17 protein-coding genes are annotated in these 18,238 nt (G+C 55.5%); 9 read left to right on the top strand and 8 right to left on the bottom strand.

Annotation, left to right across the window (positions count from 1 at the left end; genetic code table 11):
* Position 1 precedes the first annotated feature (1 nt).
* From ACOI7Z_RS03740 to ACOI7Z_RS03725, 4 genes are read right to left on the bottom strand one after another with little or no spacing between them, the layout of a single operon-like run.
* Complete coding sequence (locus tag ACOI7Z_RS03740; RefSeq protein ID WP_065806195.1) at positions 2–1,069, bottom strand: flavin monoamine oxidase family protein; 1,068 nt, start codon at positions 1,067–1,069, stop codon at positions 2–4.
* A complete protein-coding gene (locus tag ACOI7Z_RS03735; RefSeq protein WP_087849372.1) occupies positions 1,066–1,740 on the bottom strand; it encodes a cupin domain-containing protein in 675 nt (224 codons plus the stop codon). The genes ACOI7Z_RS03740 and ACOI7Z_RS03735 overlap by 4 nt, the downstream gene beginning before the upstream one ends.
* Positions 1,741–1,792: 52 nt before the next feature.
* The gene (locus tag ACOI7Z_RS03730) at positions 1,793–2,131 is read right to left on the bottom strand and encodes a carboxymuconolactone decarboxylase family protein (RefSeq protein WP_101990377.1); all 339 of its coding nucleotides are present in this window, start codon (positions 2,129–2,131) and stop codon (positions 1,793–1,795) included.
* 29 nt (positions 2,132–2,160) lie between these two features.
* Entirely contained in the window at positions 2,161–2,442 is a 282-nt protein-coding gene (locus tag ACOI7Z_RS03725) for a hypothetical protein (protein WP_032452841.1), read from the bottom strand.
* Between the two features lie 238 nt (positions 2,443–2,680).
* On the opposite strand from ACOI7Z_RS03725, the gene gcvA reads away from it, so the two are divergent.
* Both gcvA and ACOI7Z_RS03715 read left to right on the top strand, forming a co-directional pair.
* The gene (gene gcvA / locus ACOI7Z_RS03720) at positions 2,681–3,643 is read left to right on the top strand and encodes a transcriptional regulator GcvA (protein ID WP_087849123.1); all 963 of its coding nucleotides are present in this window, start codon (positions 2,681–2,683) and stop codon (positions 3,641–3,643) included.
* Positions 3,644–3,954: 311 nt separating this feature from the next.
* Positions 3,955–5,385 carry an alpha/beta hydrolase gene (locus ACOI7Z_RS03715; protein WP_240513443.1) on the top strand — a complete coding sequence of 477 codons (1,431 nt, stop codon included), beginning with the start codon at positions 3,955–3,957 and terminating at the stop codon, positions 5,383–5,385.
* A gap of 52 nt (positions 5,386–5,437) precedes the next feature.
* On the opposite strand, the gene ACOI7Z_RS03710 is transcribed toward ACOI7Z_RS03715, so the two are convergent.
* Both ACOI7Z_RS03710 and ACOI7Z_RS03705 read right to left on the bottom strand, forming a co-directional pair.
* Complete coding sequence (locus tag ACOI7Z_RS03710) at positions 5,438–6,313, bottom strand: NAD(P)-dependent oxidoreductase (RefSeq protein WP_023289681.1); 876 nt, start codon at positions 6,311–6,313, stop codon at positions 5,438–5,440.
* A gap of 130 nt (positions 6,314–6,443) precedes the next feature.
* Complete coding sequence (locus tag ACOI7Z_RS03705; RefSeq protein ID WP_087849121.1) at positions 6,444–7,328, bottom strand: LysR substrate-binding domain-containing protein; 885 nt, start codon at positions 7,326–7,328, stop codon at positions 6,444–6,446.
* Positions 7,329–7,439: 111 nt separating this feature from the next.
* Between ACOI7Z_RS03705 and ACOI7Z_RS03700 the strand changes: the two genes are divergently transcribed.
* Positions 7,440–8,192, top strand: a complete 753-nt coding sequence (locus tag ACOI7Z_RS03700) for a sulfite exporter TauE/SafE family protein (RefSeq protein ID WP_087849124.1) — start codon at positions 7,440–7,442, stop codon at positions 8,190–8,192.
* On the opposite strand, the gene ACOI7Z_RS03695 is transcribed toward ACOI7Z_RS03700, so the two are convergent.
* Positions 8,189–8,887, bottom strand: a complete 699-nt coding sequence (locus tag ACOI7Z_RS03695; protein WP_004205898.1) for a GntR family transcriptional regulator — start codon at positions 8,885–8,887, stop codon at positions 8,189–8,191. The genes ACOI7Z_RS03700 and ACOI7Z_RS03695 overlap by 4 nt on opposite strands.
* 267 nt (positions 8,888–9,154) lie before the next feature.
* On the opposite strand from ACOI7Z_RS03695, the gene ACOI7Z_RS03690 reads away from it, so the two are divergent.
* The 5 genes from ACOI7Z_RS03690 to ACOI7Z_RS03670 all read left to right on the top strand — a co-directional run bounded on the left by ACOI7Z_RS03690 (position 9,155) and on the right by ACOI7Z_RS03670 (position 15,758).
* Positions 9,155–10,693: a PTS transporter subunit EIIC gene (locus ACOI7Z_RS03690; protein WP_087849120.1), complete on the top strand. Its 1,539-nt coding sequence runs from the start codon at positions 9,155–9,157 to the stop codon at positions 10,691–10,693.
* 11 nt (positions 10,694–10,704) lie between these two features.
* Positions 10,705–12,033, top strand: coding sequence for a 6-phospho-alpha-glucosidase (locus tag ACOI7Z_RS03685; RefSeq protein ID WP_087849119.1), 1,329 nt, complete (start codon positions 10,705–10,707; stop codon positions 12,031–12,033).
* A 723-nt stretch (positions 12,034–12,756) separates the two neighbouring features.
* Positions 12,757–14,202, top strand: coding sequence for a sugar porter family MFS transporter (locus tag ACOI7Z_RS03680; protein WP_087849118.1), 1,446 nt, complete (start codon positions 12,757–12,759; stop codon positions 14,200–14,202).
* Entirely contained in the window at positions 14,192–14,635 is a 444-nt protein-coding gene (locus ACOI7Z_RS03675; protein ID WP_032452832.1) for a PTS sugar transporter subunit IIA, read from the top strand. Before ACOI7Z_RS03680 ends, ACOI7Z_RS03675 begins: the two co-directional genes overlap by 11 nt.
* Before the next feature lie 187 nt (positions 14,636–14,822).
* Positions 14,823–15,758, top strand: a complete 936-nt coding sequence (locus ACOI7Z_RS03670; protein WP_087776236.1) for an alpha/beta hydrolase — start codon at positions 14,823–14,825, stop codon at positions 15,756–15,758.
* Positions 15,759–15,791: 33 nt separating this feature from the next.
* On the opposite strand, the gene ACOI7Z_RS03665 is transcribed toward ACOI7Z_RS03670, so the two are convergent.
* A complete protein-coding gene (locus ACOI7Z_RS03665) occupies positions 15,792–17,447 on the bottom strand; it encodes a putative bifunctional diguanylate cyclase/phosphodiesterase (protein ID WP_087849117.1) in 1,656 nt (551 codons plus the stop codon).
* A gap of 297 nt (positions 17,448–17,744) precedes the next feature.
* Between ACOI7Z_RS03665 and ACOI7Z_RS03660 the strand changes: the two genes are divergently transcribed.
* Positions 17,745–17,993 carry a hypothetical protein gene (locus ACOI7Z_RS03660; protein ID WP_004205912.1) on the top strand — a complete coding sequence of 83 codons (249 nt, stop codon included), beginning with the start codon at positions 17,745–17,747 and terminating at the stop codon, positions 17,991–17,993.
* Positions 17,994–18,238 lie beyond the last annotated feature (245 nt).

Genomic DNA, 18,238 nt, shown 5'->3' with positions numbered 1-18,238 from the left:
TTTATTTCTCGATTATGTGTTGTACGCCTGCCGCAGCGGCATCAATCGCCCCTGCCAGATAGCCAGGAAAGACGGTGGACCATTCGCTCGCGATACCGGTAAGACAGTTACGCCACGGACCGTGATTTGCGCTGGCGGGTGGTACAGAATGACCTGCGGGTAGGGTTAGATCGCGCGAGGTGGAGGTAAAGGGATCTGCCGCCCAGTCTTTAAGAAATTCAGCATGGGGATAGGCGGCTTCCTCGCCAAACAGTCTTATCAACTGGTTTCTGCATAAATCTCTCAGGACCGCGTCACCTATCTTATGACGCTCGTGAAAAGGCACGCCAATAAACCCGAATAACGCAAACATCCTGTCAGGTTCTGAAACATCGTGAATTTCAACCATAGGCCCAATGTTGCTTCTTACCTCCCCGGATAGTCCCTTCCTTTTCCAGAAATTATCGGGATACACAGCGACATACTTTGCATGGGGCGCCATCCAGGTTCCGGTGTTACGCCATGCGTGCAATAACGTCGTGGGTAGCGCGGGGAAAAAATTGATCCCTGCAGCCAGCATAGGGGGCAATGCCAACAGTACATGTTGCGCCTGCCGGCTAAACGGGCGTCCATCGGCATAAGTTCCGCAAACGTTCAGGTTGCCATTTTGCTGTTCGATGTGTTTAACCTGCAGTCCGGTCTGAATGCGCCCAGGCTTTAACTCCGCCAGTAATACATTGGGCAGTCGTGACATCCCACCACTTACACGGGCGGCTGCAGGCGAAGAGACAAATCCAGGATGGCGAGAAGGGGCATCTTTGGGACGCTCAAAAAGCATGTCCCCCCTCTCCTGGTGACTGAATGACTCAATGTTCAGTTCTCTGAATAACTGCTTCAATGCAGGTTGTATCGTTGGCCAGAACCAGGTCGCGCCTAAATCTGCCTCAGCGGCATTCGCCTGTAAGATACGCCCCCCCATACGCTCACGACCTTCGAGAAGTGCGTAGTCAATATCCGCTTTCTCCAGCAATCTGGCCGCGTATAACCCGCTGAGCCCCCCTCCCACAATGATGACCTCAGCATTCATCATGGTACTGTTACCTGCTCAACGTCGAGATGGCCTTTTTTGAGATACACCAGGGTGTTGTCGATCCCGGCAGTAAACGCCATTGCCTGCCCGGACGGGATGCGTATCCAGCTCCCCTTCGCATGAATGCGGTTGCCTTCTATCATGCTCCCTTCCACGATGAGCAACTCTGCCCCTCCCTTCAGTGCAGGGTCCACCAGTAGCGCACCAGCATGAATACCCAGCAGACAAACACTTTCTTGTGCACTCTCAAATAACGGACAAACAGACATTCCGCCGTCCGCAAGCCAATTTTCAGGCGCACGGGTATCGATACGTAACGGAACAGTTTCCTGGGTTGTCATCTGGCCAAGCTTAACGAACAACAGCGTGCCGTTTTTGCTGTGAGGTTGATGGGAAGAACCCGGTGGGTTACGCAAATACCAGCCGGTGGGATAATCGCGGTTACCTTCTGAGAATTGACCCTGCAGAACCAGGATCTCTTCTCCACCGGGATGTTGATGTTGCGGGAATACTGTAAGAGGCAAATAACGAACCACGCTGGTGGCGCGGGCCTGCTCACCACCGATACGATCCAACATAACCCGATCAATCCCTGTCTGAGGGGAGTGAACCCAGTGGTAATCATCACAGGAAACGGTAACGCGCTGGGTGAAATCGTGGTTTATTAACATGCATTTTCCAGGATATGTGTAAGGCGGCCCCACACGGAAGCCGCGACTATTTTTACTTAGGCAGGTTATCGAAGGCGTCAAGTGCTCGGCTGGAATAGACCAGCGCGGCGCCCGTGTTTAGTGTGATTGCCACACCAAGCGCCTCAGCGATCTCTTCGCGCGTTGCCCCCTGTTTTGCAGCAGCTTCAGCATGGACGGACAGACATCCATCACACCGGGTCGTGACCGCCACGGCAAGCGCGATCAGCTCATGAGTTTTCGCGTCCAGGTGGCCTGTTGCGACAGCCGCATTTTGCATCTTATCGATGCCTTGCATCACATCGGGTTGCAAACCTGCGAATTCTCCGATCGCTGCCCGTAGTTCTTTGCGCATTTCAGTCCAGTGAACCATCACTGCTACCTCCGTTTTATAATGCGTTATCAGGCAAGGTCGTAGATACGCACGTCAGGCGCGCGGTTCAAATAGGGTTTGAGTGCCTCAACCACATCCGCGGTAAATAACTGAGATCCGAGATACGCTTCAGCCTGTTTAACCGTGTGGAAACCATGCAGAACTTGCACATCTTCGGCACGTACCAACAGTTCTTTTGAAACAGCGCCGTCGATCGTTGAGAGGAATGGTGCTTTGTATTTTTGATATACCGCTGCAGCTGCTGCTCTGTTCTTTTCGCTGATATCCAGGTTGATCTGCAAATAAGCCATTGAAAACTCCTTAATTCATTTATTCGCGGAAGTCATAAAGATAGCCTCAGGCCATACTTCGTTACGGTGACACTCGCTTGCCCATTGCAAAGAAAAGCTTTGCGCATAAAGTCGCCACTAAGTGTTGGGGGGTACAATAATTTATTTTGTAACCCTCACCGTTTCTGCATTATGTTAAGCAATACCCTCATGAACAAATGAGATAATCTTGGTTTTGTAAGAAGGTTTTCTATCAGGTATGAAAACACCCGTTCATCTCAATGCACTACGTGCCTTTGAAGCCAGCGCGCGCCACCAGAGCTTTTCTCTTGCAGCCGAGGAGTTAAATGTCACCCCGGCAGCCGTCGGACAGCTGGTGCGTTCACTTGAAGAAGTGGTCGGTTTTCCGCTATTTCATCGTAGCAATAATCGTCGTGCCGCCCTCGTTTTAACAGAGCCTGCGCTGCGTGCGCTCCCCGATATACGCATGGGTTTTCAAAGCCTGAACCTGGGGATGACGCTCCTGCGGGAGGGCGCGACAAACGGTATTCTGAACGTAACCGTCAGCCCTGCCTTTGCGGCTAAGTGGTTATTACCACGTATTGAAGATTTCCAGCATAAATGGCCTGATATTGACGTGCGCCTGGAAACCAGCCTGAAGTTAATGGATTTTACCGCACAGGGTATAGACGTAGGTATTCGCTATGGTCTGGGGCAATGGGAAGGATTAGAGGCAGAACGCTTAATGTCTGAGGAGGTTTTCCCAGTATGCGCCCCCGCTCTTATGTCAGTGAATCCAGCGATTAACTGTCTGACGGGGGTCACTGAGCAGACGCTTATTCACGATCTGTCGATGGAGCAACACCAGGATTTTATCACCTGGGATCGCTGGTTACGGCGCTTTAACGTCCAGTCGATAGCCCGTAAACCCGGCCTGCGAATAAATAACTCCGCCGCGGTACTTCAGGCAGCTATTGATGGTCACGGCATCGCGCTGGCGAGGAGCATAATGGTTGATGATGACATCAAAAGCGGGCGCCTTCTTCGCTTATGTCCGGACGTTTCTCTGACAAGCCCGCTGTCTTATTATCTGGTCTACAGGCCAGGGTGTGAAAGCCTGCCGAAAATTGCCAATTTTCGTAAGTGGATAATTGAGCAAGCTCACGCGTTTAATAACACCGAAAATCCCGGAAACCTCCCCAGCAAGAGCGATTCAGCGTAAGTTCTGCTCGCTCCCGCTACGGCCTTGAATACTGGGTATCAGTCGCGCTCAAGGGGGCCGATATTGTATGCAGCCATGGGAGGAAGCATCCTTTACCATTAATACAAATCTTCGTCGCGCTTTGAATACCATGTCTGCTGCATGGAACATGCAAATCATGCTACGAACTCACAGAGTTTGTTTTCATCTTCACGCTTACGTAAAAAGTAAACCTTCCCTGACTATGATTATTTATACTCAGAAAACAGGTCATTAAGAAAGGAAGCCACGCGTTGAAATGGGTAACCTGGTTAAAACGTATCGTGTTGTCCATGCTGCTGTTGATTGTTGGCGCTCTGGGACTACGCGTTTATGACATTCAGCGCGGGCCCGAACTGCAGCTCTGGCATACCTGGGTTCCGCATGAAATGGGCGCGGATGAAATCGACGATGCTGACTGGAACGATTACCTCAACAAAGAGAATGCGCTCTTCGGTGAGGTAAAACGCCAGGTTTCCGATAAGCTGGACGCTGAACAGCAAACCGAACTGAATCGTTACTACAGTCACAGCCCCATCTATCCGGACTCGTTTCCCACCAACTGGAATCGGTCATACATTATGATGCCGGATGGCAAACCGAAAGGCGCTGTGGTGTTGCTGCATGGTCTGACGGATACACCCTACAGTCTGCGGCATATCGCCGAAAATTACCGGCAACAGGGTTATGTCGCGATCGGTATCAGGTTACCGGGCCACGGGACGGTAACCGCCGGGCTGACCGACGTGGACTGGCAGGACTGGCTGGCCGCCACGCGCCTGGCGGTGAGAGAAGCGAAACGACTGACGGGTCATGATGCGCCCCTGCATATCGTCGGATTTTCCAACGGCGGCGCGCTGGCAATGAAGTATTCGCTGGACGCGCTGGATAATGCCGGACTGGCAAAACCCCAGCGGGTGATCCTGATTTCTCCGATGATCGGTATTACCCGCTTCGCGCGCTTTTCCGGCCTCGCGGGCTGGCCCGCGTTTCTTCCCGCCTTCTCGAAAGCCGCATGGTTAAACATCATGCCTGAGTTTAATCCGTTCAAATATAACTCCTTCCCGACGAATGCCGCCCGTCAGTCGTTTCTGCTGACCAAAGCGCTGCAAAAGCAGATAGTGACGGATTCGAGAAATCATAGGCTTAACAGCTTACCGCCGGTATTGACCTTTCAGTCCGTTGTGGATTCAACGGTCAGTACGCGGGCGATCGTGACGGCGCTGTATAACCGCTTGCCGGATAATGGCAGTGAAATTGTCCTCTTCGATTTAAATCATGCGGTCAGGTTTAATTCATTATTACGCCGGACGTCTTACACCGCGCTGGCGCGGTTGCTGCCCGCGGCGCCGCGGGCTTATCAAACCACGATCATCACTAACGCCAATTCCGCCAGTACAGAGATGGAAATTCGCACCACCCGCGCCGGGAAAACAGACACCACGGTGGAAAAGCTGCAGGGAATGCACTATTTACCGGACGTCTACTCTCTTTCTCATGTCGCGCTCCCCTTCCCCTTGAGCGATTCGCTGTACGGGCGCTATCCCCATCCGCTGAATCAATACGGGATCAGCCTTGGCACGTTTGCAGCTCGCGGCGAGCGTTCTGTGCTGGTTGTGGGTCTGGACTCGCTGATGCGCCAGTCTTCCAATCCGTTCTTTCCCTATATGATCAAGCGCATTGACGAAGGGATCGACACTCCCCCGGCGCTCTCCGGAAAATAACTCCCCTCTGGATAAGTGGCCGCCGAGGCCACTTTTTCCTGAGGGCGCTACACTATGCTTTCGCCGACGTCGACAGCCACTGATATATCGAGGACAGATCCTGCCCGGCAAATCCCGCATCCGCCGCCTGCTGCCACAGTTCGGCGATGTTATCCAGTCCCGGCATGGTGTGCGGCTCGGACAGGGACAAGGCCAGCCGGGCATCTTTCAGCGCATGCGCCAGCTGCATCTGCGGCGCGAATTGCTCATTGGCGATGGCGTCCAGTTTGACTTTGACATAGGGCGCCGCCAGCGGGCCGCCCTCCAGGGCGCTCCACAGCTGGTCGGGGGTAAAGCCCAGCGTCTTCGCCAGCTGTGCGCTTTCCGCGATGCCCTGCATCATCGCAATCAGCCAGGCATTGAGGACCAGCTTCATTTTCTGGCTGTTGCCCGCCTCGCCAAACCACTGCGTCCCACGTGAGATAGCGGCAAATACCTGTTCCGCCGCGCCACACTTTTCACGATCTCCGCTGGCGAGCACCAGGATCTGCGCCTTCTCCGCCGGGGCTTTGGTCCCTGAAACCGGGGCATCGACGAAGGTCATCGCCGGCTGACGCTCCCGCAACAAAGCGATAGCCTCCTGGGTCTCCGCCAGGCCGATGGTGCCCATCTGGCAATAGATCGCCTGCGGCTGACAGGCAGGCGCTATTTGCGCCAGTACCTGCAGGGTAGCCTGACCATCGGCGAGCATACTGATGATCACCTCGGCATCGGCCACCGCCTGCTGCGGCGTGGCGTGCAGGGATAATCCCTGCGCCTGTAAATCCTCGCCGCGCGCTGGCGAACGGTTCCAGCCCGCGACGGTAAAGCCCTTCTTCAGCAGATTGCTGGCAAAAGCGTGTCCCATGGCGCCGAGTCCCAGCACCGCAACTTTTGGTAATGTACTCATCTTGTCTGTCCTGATTCGCGTGTTAATAAATGGCGGACGTCTACTATCGCATCTCTGGCACGGATGTCAGTAGCAATAACCGCCATATAAAGTGACACTGTCACTATATGATAGCCATGTTTATCCCGGCTCAGGGCTGGCGGAGCCACTCCAGCAAGCGGCGTATCGCTGGCGACAGGCGTTCGTCATCCTGATAGCACAGGCACAGCCGACGCAGCGCCCAGCGATCCTGCAATGTGATAACGGCGAACCGGTAGCGTGGCAGGTAGCGTTCGGCAATAACGCGCGGCAGGATCGCCGCGCCGGCGCCGTGAGCCACCATCTCGCAAAGCCCTTCAAAATGGCTCATCCTGATGCGGACGTTCAGCGCCTGGCCGACTCCGGCGGCCTGCTCTTCGATATGCTGCTGTAGCGCACTGGTCTGATAGAGCGCGACCAGCGGCTCATGGATGATCGTTGCGAAAGCCACCTCGGCGGCGTCACTCAAGGCATGGGCCGGCGGCACGATCAGCACCAGGGGATCCTCCGCGACGGGCTCCAGGCGCAACGGCCCGGGGTCGACCGCATCGGACACCACCCCGACCTGCGCCACGCCAGCCAGAATGCTGCTGACAATATCCGCGCTGGTGCGCTCTTCGGTGTCGATCTGTATCCCGGGATGCGCGGCCATCCACGTGGCGAGCTTGCCCGGCAGAAAAGCCGACATCGCCGAGGTATTGGCAAACAGGCGCAGCGTGCCCTGCTGACCGCGGGCGAAGGCGTGCATCGCCTGGCGCAGACGCCGCTGCTGCTCTAACAACGGACGAGCATGGCGCGCCAGCACCTCCCCGGCCTCGGTCGTTGTCACCCCCCGGGCATGACGGTGCAGCAGCGGCACACCGACCTCCGCCTCCATTTTGCGCAGCCTTTCGCTGGCGGAGGCCAGCGCCAGATGGGCCGCCGCCGCCCCGCCGGTAATGCTGCCGCTATCCACGATGGCGATAAACAGTCGCAGATCGGCGAGATCCAGTCGCATAACGCCCTCCTTTCCCTTCGGTTTTACCGTAGCCTGCGGGCAACATACCGCATTGTCCACCCGGCGACCAGTTGTTTCAATGGCCTCCTCTGAACCGATAAGTGAGCCATGATGTTTGATCTTCACACTCTCTGTTTACTGCTGATCTTTATCGCCGCCGGGCTGGTCAAAGGGGTGACCGGCATGGGACTGCCCACCGTGGCGATGGGCCTGCTTGGACTGCTGATGCCGCCACCGGCCGCGGCGGCCCTGCTGGTGCTCCCCTCGCTGTTAACCAATCTCTGGCAGCTGCTGGCAGGCCCCGCGCTGGCGCAGATTGTGCGTCGCCTCTGGTTAATGATGACCGGGATGATTATCGGCACGCTGGCGGGGTCGTCACTGCTCATCCACCTGAACCCGCGGTGGTCGGCGCTGGCGCTGGGCGCCGTGCTGATAGCTTATGCCGGATACGCGCTCCGTGGTCCGGCGGTGCAGGTTTCAGCCCGCGTGGAAAAGCGCCTGTCGCCGCTGATGGGCGGACTGACCGGAGTGATCACCGGGGCGACCGGGGTATTCGTTATTCCGGCGGTGCCCTGGCTGCAGGCGCTGGGCTTTCGTCGCGACGAGCTGGTCCAGGCCCTGGGACTGTCGTTCACCCTCTCCACTCTGGCGATGGCGGCCGGCCTCTCCCTGCACGCTGGCTGGCGCGCAGATTCGCTGCTGCTGTCGGCGCTGGCGCTGTTGCCCGCGCTGCTCGGCATGTGGCTGGGACAGCGGATCCGCTCGCGTCTCAGCCCGCAGCGCTTTCGTCAGGGCTTTCTGTTGTTCCTGCTGGCGCTGGGGCTGGAGCTTGTCCTCCGGGGGCTGCTGGGGGGATCGGCCTAGCGGCGGGTAATGTGCTTCACATTGTATTTACTGGTGTTCTGGTAGATCTCTGAGAAATCAACGATCGCCCGGTTCTGGGCGTAGCTGACAGACTGTACCCGTAGCAGGAGGCTGTTAGGCGCCACCTGCAGCAGCTCCGCCTGCTCGCGGGTCGCCAGCACCGGCGTATAGCTGCGGTGGCTCTCGATAATGGTGATATGGCACTCTTTTTTGAAATAGTTGAACTTAGACTGCTCAAGGTTACCCACGCTGAGCCACGGAAAAGCGGCGTACGGAATGTAGCTGTTCTCCACCAGGATCGGGACCTCATCAATCAGGCGCAGCCGCCTGACGTAGTAGACTTTCTCTCCCGGCTGGATCTTTAACTGCTGGGCAATGGCCGGCGGGGCGTCAAGCAACGTGAACTCAATGACCTTATTACGGTAGTTGGTGACCCCCACCACCTGCATCTGGTAGTTAAACCCCTCCAGCTCGCCGCCATGATAGTTACTCTTACGCACAATGCAGGTTCCGCTGCCGTGCCGTCGGGCGATCAGCTTTTCCTCCTCCAGTAGCGCCAGCGCTTTGCGCAGCGTCATCACTGAGACCTGCAGCTCCGCAGCCAGCGCTTTTTCGCTGGGCAGCATATCCCCGACGGCGTAGTCGTCGCTGTTGATACGGGCCTTCAGTTCGGTGGCAATCTTTTTATAAATCACTTTTAGATGTCTCGGTGAGATGGAGGGCGTAGAAAGAAACCACAAATAACGCATTGTATTTATAGATAAAGTTTAACTTTTATGCGAAAAGTCAGACGTTAACTCATCTATAAAAATGGCTATATTTATATATCTCTCCTGCAACAATATATATGACTTTCGTCACAGATGGCCATTTTTCTGCTCGGGATCCCGGTGGTCTGCTCCTAGTCTGATAAGCCTATTGATCAGGTGATGACAGCAGGCTATGAAGACGAGAGGACAACCATGATTGGCGTGAAAAAGCTTCAGGACTTTTCCAAGGCGATGATCGGGCCGGTGCTGTATCTGCCGGCTATCGGCCTGTTGATCGCCCTGTTCAGCATGACCACCAACCGGCTGTGGGTGGAGGAAAGCAGCGGGATCTATTTGTTAGGGAAATTCGTCTCCAGCATGCTCTGGGCGCTGATGAACAATCTCGGGTTTCTGTTCTGCCTCGGGCTGGCAAGCGGTCTGGCGAAAACCCGCAAAGCCGAAGCCGCTTTCGTGGCGGCCATGACCTGGCTGGTCTATCTGGCGGCGAACAACAGCTGGCTGACCCTGACCCATCGCCTGGCGACCGGGGCCACCAACGCGCAACTGTATGGCAGCGGACAAACCTATATCTTCGGTTTTCAGGTCATCGATATGGGCGTGTTCCTCGGTATTATCCTTGGCTGCGCTGTCGCCTTTGTTCACAATCGCGTGGTCGGCATCGAATTTCGCGGCGCGCTGTCGATCTACGGCAACAGCAAGCTGGTGCTGATCGTGATGCTGCCGCTGGTGGGCCTGTTTGCTATCGCCACCGTCTATCTCTGGCCGGTGGTGGAGCTGGGCATCTCGGCGCTGACCGGCTTTATGAAATCGTTTGGCGCCATCGGGGTCTTCCTGTACGGCTTTCTCAACCGGTTCCTGATCCCCACCGGGCTGCATCATCTGATCTGGTCGCCGTTCGTCTTTACCTCTATCGGCGGTCAGCTGCTGATTGATGGCCAGACCGTCATTGGCGCCAAGCCTATTTTCCTCGCCGAAATAGCCCGTCATCCCGTTGACGCGCTCAGTGATTCCGCCCGCTTTTTAACCTATGGGATGGTGAAGATTTTTGGCACCGCCGGTATGGCGCTCGCCTTCTACCGCACGGCGAAACCGGAGAATAAACAGCGACTCAAAGTCACGCTGATCCCCTTAATTGTCACCTCAGTGCTGGTGGGGATCACCGAACCTTTTGAGTTTCTCTTTATCTTCACCGCCCCGCTGCTGTGGCTTATCTACTCCCTGCTGGACGGTTTCTTCCAGATGCTGGCCTGGCTGCTTCACGTGCGGGTCTGCGCCACAAACGGTCTTATCGATTTTGTCGTCTATAACCTGCCCGCCGGCGCCAGCGTGACGCGCTGGCCGGTATTTGTCCTGCTCGGCCTGCTGGAAACCGCCACCATGTACCTGGTCGGCACCTTCTGCATTACCCGCCTGCGAATGCTTACCCCGGGGCGCGAAGCCGCTGCCGATGCGGCGTCTTCCCCACAGACGGATCAGGCGCATGGCGATTCAGACAAAGGCGCGCTGGTGATTGCGGGGCTGGGCGGTAAAGAGAATGTTTGTACGGTGGAAAACTGTTTTACCCGTCTGCGGGTCGATGTGCGCGACCCCGCGCTCATCCAGCAGACGCTGTTGAAAGAGAGCGGCGGGAACAGCGTGCTGATTAAAGGCAATCATGTCCAGGTGATCTATGGCCTGGGGGTTAACAAAATTCGAACGGCGGTCAACGCCAGTCTGGGTGTAACTGAATAACGAGGTGGTAAATGAAAGATAACTTTGTGGTCACGATTGCCGGCGGCGGGAGTACCTATACGCCAGGGATTGTCATGATGCTGCTGGAAAATATGGCGCGCTTTCCCCTGCGGGAGATCCGTCTGTACGATAACCATTACGAGCGTCAGAAGACCATTGGCGACGCCTGCGCCATTCTGGTGGCGGAACGCTTCCCGCAGGTAAAATTCAGCTATACCACCGATCCGCAGGCGGCCTTCACCGACGTTGATTTTGTGATGGCGCATATTCGCGTTGGCCTGTATGAGATGCGGGAAAAGGATGAAAAGATCCCGCTGAAATATGGCGTGCCGGGCCAGGAAACCTGTGGGCCGGGGGGGATCGCCTACGGTATGCGCTCGATTGCCGGTGTACTGGAGCTGGTCGATTATATGCAGCAGTACGCCCCGGGGGCGTGGATGCTCAACTACTCCAACCCGGCGGCCATCGTCGCGGAAGCGACCCGTCGCCTGCGTCCCGACGCGCGCATTATCAACATCTGCGATATGCCGGTGGCCATCGAGGGGCTGTTTGCCGACATCCTCGGTCTGCCGTCCCGCAAGGCACTGAACGTCCGTTACTACGGCCTGAATCATTTTGGCTGGTGGACCAGCATCACCGATAAAGCCGGTAACGACCTGATGCCGACGCTGAAGCGTCACGTGGCGGAGCAGGGTTACAGTAGCCCAAAAGAGGATTTTCAGCATAAGGCGCCGAGCTGGATCGAGACCTTTAAAAAGGTGAAGGATGTGTTTGCCCTTGATCCCCTGACCCTGCCTAACACTTACCTGAAATACTACCTCTACCCTGACTACGAGGTGGCGCACTCTGACCCGGACTTTACGCGGGCCAACGAGGTGATGGCCGGGCGTGAAAAAGAGGTCTTCGATATGGCCCGGGAGATCACCCGTCGCGGCACCGCGGAAGGCGCGCATTTCCACGCCGGTGCCCATGCCACTTTCATCGTCGACCTCGCCTGCGCCATCGCCTTTAACACCCAGGAGCGGATGCTGTTGATCGTGGAGAACAACGGGGCAATCGCCAACTTTGACGAAACGGCGATGGTGGAAGTCCCCTGCCTGGTGGGCGTCAACGGCCCGGAACCGCTGGCGATGGGAAAAATCCCTTCGTTCCAGAAAGGGTTGATGGAGCAGCAGGTGGCGGTGGAGAAGCTGGTGGTTGACGCCTGGATCGAGGGCAGCTACCAGAAACTGTGGCAGGCCATCACCCTGTCGAAAACGGTCCCCAGCGCCGCGGTGGCGAAAGCGATCCTCGATGAGCTGATCGTCGCCAACGAAGGTTACTGGCCCGCGCTGCACTGATTTTTTGCCGCAACCCTGCCGGGAGACCTTCTCTCCGCAGGGTTATCAGCGGCATCCGTCCCGCGATGCCTGCCCCATAACCTCCCTCCGCACAGACGCGTCAATGGCCTGCGCTACCTCCTCCACACCGACGCCCCAGAGTCGCCAGCCACGCTTTTCCCTAATCGGAGTAATGAAATATAAATTCTATTCTTCGATATTATGGCGTAAAAATGTGATCTGCGTTGTATTCTTTGAGTTACATTAACCCACTGAAAACAACATCATTATTACTCAATCGCAAAATTAACCCCCTTTTCATGGGGATATCGCGCTGCATGCCATTGTGATTGGCTTCATGTATTTACCTTCCTGCAACACTGATTTGAAATTAAATTTTCATAATGTGATCTTGTAGCATGCTCGTTCCATTTCTTTGTGCCATATTCTTATCACAGTAAATCGCCGGAACGACAGCAACATGCCACACCAGGGCGCTGTCCTGCCGACGCACTGAAGACCGCTAACCCCGAAAAGGAGAACGGATATCGACAACATCCATATCACCACCAAGCCGTAAACCTCTTTGACCGCCATTGCTTAGCGTACCCTGCCATGTGCTGAGCAATTACACAAAGAAGAAAATCATTTAATTCAGTTAGATACGACAACACAGGCGTGATAAATCCTGACTGGGGAGATGTATTTTTATCTTGTGTCGTTCAACAAAATAAAGGGACTACCATGTCATTTATAACAAACCTGAACCAGCAACAGAGAAAACGACTTCATCAGATCACCTTAGTGGCCACCTTCGGCGGCCTGCTTTTCGGTTACGACACTGGCGTTATCAACGGCGCCTTTTCCTCACTGAAGCAGTACATGGCGCTGACCCCGACCACCGAAGGGCTGGTGATGAGCGTCCTGCTGGTCGGCGCCGCGCTGGGCAGCGTGTTTGGCGGCAAGTTTGCCGACTACTTCGGCCGGCGCAAATACTTACTCTTCCTCTCCTTTATCTTTCTCATCGGCGCCCTGCTTTCCGCCGCGGCTCCCGATATCACCACCCTGCTGATTGCCCGCGCCCTGCTGGGCTACGCCGTCGGCGGCGCCTCGGTTACCGCTCCGACCTTTATTTCTGAAGTGGCGCCCACCGAGATGCGCGGCAAGCTGACCGGCCTGAATGAAGTCGCCATCGTTATCGGCCAGCTGGCGGCGTTTGCCATTAACGCGATCATTGGCATCATCTGGGGCCATCTGCCGGACGTCTGGCGCTATATGCTGTTAGTGCAGGCGATCCCCGCTATCTGCCTGTTTGTTGGTATGTGGCGCGCGCCGGAAAGTCCGCGCTGGCTGATCAGCAAAAACCGCCACGAAGAAGCGCTGCATATTCTCAAACAGATCCGCCCGGCGGAACGCGCACAGAAAGAGTATGACGACATCTCCACCCTGATCAAAATTGAAGCCGGCAATAAGTACAGCACTCAGAACACCTTCACCACTATCCTCACAACGCCATGGATCCTCAAAATTTTGCTGGTGGGCATTACCTGGGCCGCACTGCAGCAAACCACCGGGGTGAACGTCATTATGTATTACGGTACGGAAATCCTGAGTACCGCCGGCTTCTCAGAGCGTACCTCGCTGATCTGTAACGTGCTGAACGGTGTCTTCTCCGTCGGCGGTATGCTGGTTGGCGTGCTGTTCCTTGTCGACCGCTTCAAACGTAAGACGATCATCATCTACGGCTTCGCCATTATGGCCACGCTGCATCTGATTATCGCCGCGGTCGACTACACCCTGGTGGGCGATCTGAAAGCCACCGCTATCTGGCTGCTGGGCGCGCTGTTCGTCGGCGTGATGCAGGGCTCGATGGGCTTTATCACCTGGGTGGTATTAGCCGAACTGTTCCCGCTGAAATTCCGCGGACTGTCGATGGGGATCTCGGTATTTTTCATGTGGATCATGAACGCGGTAGTCAGCTACCTGTTCCCGCTGCTGCAGGCGAAACTGGGCCTGGGGCCGGTCTTCTTCATCTTCGCGGCCATCAACTATTTGGCGATTCTGTTCGTGGTGTTCGCCCTGCCGGAGACCTCCAATAAATCGCTGGAGCAGTTAGAAGCAGAGCTGTCAGCGAATCATGAGGATAAAAAATCCACTCGTCTCACCAGGGAGGTTGGCTATGATCGATAACATCACGCTGGATAATCTGCACATCGGCTGCAAGGCCAGTAATAAAGCGGAAGTCATCGCCATGATTGGCGCGGAGTGTAAAGCCAAAGGCTATGTCAATCAGGAGTGCGTTCACTTTCTGCTGGAGCGTGAACATCAGGTTTCCACTTTTTTGGGCAATGGCATCACCCTGCCGCATCTGCCGAAATCAGCGACGGATATCATCCTTAAAACCGGGATTGAGATCTTTCAGTTTCCTGATGGCGTTATCTGGGATCGCGGCAACGTGATGTTTATTGCCATTGGCGTGATTGCGAAAGAGAAAGAGCATATTGACGTGCTCAAAGAAATTGCCTCGATATTCAGCGATGAGCTGATCGCGAATGCGCTGTCATTAATTTCTGACAAAAATGACTTCCTGAAGATCCTCCAGCATAACGCACTGCCCCATTAAGTGCGCCACCGGCCGGGGCGCTGTCCCCGGCCCCTCTATTTATTGGTCTGAATCCGCCACCAGCCTAAGCGGCATGCCACCTGCTACTGCGCGCCTAAAAAGAAATGAGAACCATTATCAATGAAGCTATGCTAACGTGTCAGCCCAGGCAAAACGCCAGATGACAGAGAACAGGAGGACAGACGAGGTGAAGCAGGATTCAGGGATCATCACAGCGCGGCAGACGCACGGATTGCTGACGCTGGCGATAGGCGCGCTATTTTACAGCAGCGGCAGTTTCGCCCGGCCGGATCTGCAGCCGCTGGGACCGAATATTGCGGATAAAGGGTCAGCTTTCTATCATTTTACCCAGCGCCAGTACGACTCTGCCGATGGCGAACGCCATTACCGGGTGTGGACCGCGGTGCCGGATAAAGCGCCGCCGGCCGCCGGTTACCCGGTGCTGTATATGCTGGACGGCAATGCGGTGATGGATAAACTCAACGACGCGTTTCTGCAACAGCTCTCCGCCGGTTCCCCACCGGTCATCGTCGCTATTGGTTACCAGACGGCGCTGCCCTTCGATACCGCCGCCCGGGCCTGGGATTACACTCCGCCACTGAAGACGCATGAACCTCGCCCCGGGAAAACCGCGCTGCCGCCGCGAAAAACCGGGGGTAATGATCTGTTTCGTCAGCTGCTGAGCGAAACGATGGTTCCGCAAACAGAAGCTAACCTGAAAATCGATCCTCGCCAGCGCGCTATCTGGGGCCACTCTTACGGCGGACTGTTTGTACTCGACGCGTGGCGAAACCACTCCCTTTTCAGGATTTACTATTCTGCCAGCCCGTCGCTTGGCCAGGCGCAGACGTCTCCCCTGAAGGACACCCAGACCCTTGATGCCACCGCGTTTATCGGGACGTCACTGTATCTGCTGGAAGGCGACGGAAAAGCCGCTGGCGAGCCCTCCGGGCATGAAGCCTCCCTGGGCGTACTGCGTCAGACCCAGCAGCAGCTGGCCAGCAACGGTCTGACGGTGCAATTCTGGCGCTACCCTGGCCTGACGCACGGTCAGATGTTCGAGGTCTCCCTGCGCGCGGCGCTGCTACACCTTTCCGGGCAGCCTACGTTAGCGCATCAGTAACGATCCCGCGCCCACCAGCCAACGGCGGGTGCGTTAATTCTGCCGTGGCAGATGTTTAACATCGACCGGCTCGCCGAACAGAAAGCCCTGCATTTCGTCGCATCCCTCTTCTTCGAGGATCTGCCGTTGCCCCTCGGTTTCTACCCCTTCGGCGATAAGCGGGGTATTGATTGAGTTGCCCAGCGAGATAATCGCCCGCACGAACGAGCGAACCTGAGGATTGCTCTCCACATCCTGCATAAAGCTACGGTCGAGCTTGATGACGTCGAAATGAAAATCGCGCAGCATGCTCAGAGAGGAGTAACCGGTGCCGAAATCATCCAGCGCAATACTGATGCCCATCTTTTGCAGATGATGCAGCACGCTGAACGCCAGCTGTTTATTGATGATAAACGCCGTCTCCGTCACTTCAAATTCCAGCAGGCTAACCGGATAAGCGGTTCGCATCAGGATCTCGCGGACTTTTTCGATAAAGCTGCGGTGACGCAACTGTACCGGTGAGATATTGACTGAGATTTTTTTATTCAGCCGATTATCCAGTGATTCGCTGCACACCTGCTCCAGTACCCAGTAGCCTAATGGCACAATAGCGCCACTCTCTTCAGCGATGGGAATAAACACCTCCGGTGGGATAGCCCCCAGCTGCGGATGCTGCCAGCGCAACAGCGCTTCATAACCGGTGATGCGACGATCTTTAATGTTGCGGATCGCCTGATAGTGAAGCGAAAACTCCCCCGCCTGAATACCGCGGCGGATGTCGGCGGCCATCATATTCCGCTGCCGCGTCTTGTCGTCCATCTCACGTTCGTACCAGCAAATCTTGTGGTCGAGACTGCTCTTTGCCCGATACATGGCCAGATCGGAATTGCTCAGTACCGTATTAATATCCGTCCCGTCCTCCGGGTAGACGGAGATACCTATGCTGGCGGAGAGGATCACTTCCGTCGCGGCAAACGTCTGCTTACCGCTGAAGCAGTGCCAGAGACGGGTGGCAAAGGCGTCCACTTCGCTTTCATCGGCAAAAGGTTTGACGGCCACAAACTCATCGCCGCCGAAGCGGGCGACCATCTCCTCCTTCTGCAGCGTTTTCAGCACGGCGCCTGCCACGCGCTGCAGCAGCTGATCGCCAATAAGATGGCCCTGCAGATCGTTAATCTCTTTAAACTTATCTAAATCGATGGTGAAAACGGCAAAGCGGCGGGCGTTATTACCGGTGATCAGCTTTTCCACCCGCTCAAAGAACTCCACCCGATTGGGTAAACCGGTCAGCGCATCGTAGCGCGCCATCCACGCGATGCGGTCATTGATCGCCTTCTGTTCGCTGATGTCGCGGGTAATTTTGGCAAAGCCCAGCAGGTTATGTTGTTCATCGCGGATGGCATCGATCATGACATGCGCCCAGAACCGGGAGCCATCTTTACGATACCGCCAGCCTTCGCCTTCAAACTGGCCGCTACGCAGGGCAATTTGCAGATTTTTTGCCGGCACCCCGGAGAGCTGTTCGGCTTCGCTATAGAAGAGACCGAAGTAGCGACCGACGATCTCGTCGCTCAGGTACCCTTTTGCCCGGCGGGCGCCCTCGTTCCAGCTGATGACCGTCCCGTCGGCGCTCAACATATAGATGGCATAATCTTTAACACTTTCAATAAAGTGGCGATAGGCAATGTCCGTCAGGTGATCGTTACTCATGGTACAGCGCTCTCTGTGGCTCGGTCGTGGCAAAACGCATTAGATATAACAGAATCACGCCCATAATGAATACAAGGTTAAGGTGTTTTATGGTCGCCTTTCCGGCCCGGGCATGCGCCGACCGCGCGGCGCACACGCCTGTTAAGCGTAGTGGACCTGGCCATCTTCGGGAGTGACAAACTCGGCGATTTTCCCACTTAGGTCGCCCACTAATAGTTACTTTTATTGATTAAAAAGTTTGATTGAAAGAATAAATAAAAGGAGTAATGTTAATAATACTTTCTATGGAGGTTAAATATGTTGCGTGATTATTTAAAAGTGGAAAAAGAAGATCGCCTGGTTGAACAACAGAGTCGTCATGACAATAGTCAGCATTATTCTTCGGTGACCGAATGGGTTATTTTAAGTAAAGATGGCCAGCGTAAAGGTCGGGTATCCCTGTTTGACCGCTTCACCACCCGCCGCTCCTGGAGCGACAGCTTCCGCATTACGCAGTTCGATAATGCGGGTAAAGTGGTGGTGGATAAACTCACTGACGCGCTGTAAATCCCCCGGATTCCCGGCCTGACGGGAGAATATTCATACGCAAAATTAACACCTGCATAAAATATATTGATGCGTCGCCATCATGTTATTTTCATTCCGCATACTGATAACCTAATGGGTAATTTTCGCCATGGTAAACAGCGCGAATTTTTAACCCGAACACATGCTGAAAAATAAGCCCGCCGGTCGGGCTTTTTTGCATGGTGTTCGCCGCCCAGGCCACAAAATGCCAGGGACATCCCGCG

The sequence above is a fragment of the Klebsiella sp. C283 genome (assembly GCF_048822555.1).
GTDB lineage: Bacteria > Pseudomonadota > Gammaproteobacteria > Enterobacterales > Enterobacteriaceae > Klebsiella > Klebsiella quasipneumoniae.
Note: the sequence above shows the minus strand (reverse complement) of the source record. Positions and strands in the feature narration are given on the sequence as shown.

Bases quoted from the DNA above. Each gene is read 5' to 3' on its own strand.
- ACOI7Z_RS03740 (WP_065806195.1), bottom strand. From the start codon at position 1,069: ATGATGAATGCTGAGGTCATCATTGTGGGAGGGGGGCTCAGCGGGTTA.
- ACOI7Z_RS03735 (WP_087849372.1), bottom strand. From the start codon at position 1,740: ATGTTAATAAACCACGATTTCACCCAGCGCGTTACCGTTTCCTGTGAT.
- ACOI7Z_RS03730 (WP_101990377.1), bottom strand. From the start codon at position 2,131: ATGGTTCACTGGACTGAAATGCGCAAAGAACTACGGGCAGCGATCGGA.
- ACOI7Z_RS03725 (WP_032452841.1), bottom strand. From the start codon at position 2,442: ATGGCTTATTTGCAGATCAACCTGGATATCAGCGAAAAGAACAGAGCA.
- gcvA (WP_087849123.1), top strand. From the start codon at position 2,681: ATGAAAACACCCGTTCATCTCAATGCACTACGTGCCTTTGAAGCCAGC.
- ACOI7Z_RS03715 (WP_240513443.1), top strand. From the start codon at position 3,955: ATGCTGCTGTTGATTGTTGGCGCTCTGGGACTACGCGTTTATGACATT.
- ACOI7Z_RS03710 (WP_023289681.1), bottom strand. From the start codon at position 6,313: ATGAGTACATTACCAAAAGTTGCGGTGCTGGGACTCGGCGCCATGGGA.
- ACOI7Z_RS03705 (WP_087849121.1), bottom strand. From the start codon at position 7,328: ATGCGACTGGATCTCGCCGATCTGCGACTGTTTATCGCCATCGTGGAT.
- ACOI7Z_RS03700 (WP_087849124.1), top strand. From the start codon at position 7,440: ATGTTTGATCTTCACACTCTCTGTTTACTGCTGATCTTTATCGCCGCC.
- ACOI7Z_RS03690 (WP_087849120.1), top strand. From the start codon at position 9,155: ATGATTGGCGTGAAAAAGCTTCAGGACTTTTCCAAGGCGATGATCGGG.
- ACOI7Z_RS03685 (WP_087849119.1), top strand. From the start codon at position 10,705: ATGAAAGATAACTTTGTGGTCACGATTGCCGGCGGCGGGAGTACCTAT.
- ACOI7Z_RS03680 (WP_087849118.1), top strand. From the start codon at position 12,757: ATGTCATTTATAACAAACCTGAACCAGCAACAGAGAAAACGACTTCAT.
- ACOI7Z_RS03675 (WP_032452832.1), top strand. From the start codon at position 14,192: ATGATCGATAACATCACGCTGGATAATCTGCACATCGGCTGCAAGGCC.
- ACOI7Z_RS03665 (WP_087849117.1), bottom strand. From the start codon at position 17,447: ATGAGTAACGATCACCTGACGGACATTGCCTATCGCCACTTTATTGAA.
- ACOI7Z_RS03660 (WP_004205912.1), top strand. From the start codon at position 17,745: ATGTTGCGTGATTATTTAAAAGTGGAAAAAGAAGATCGCCTGGTTGAA.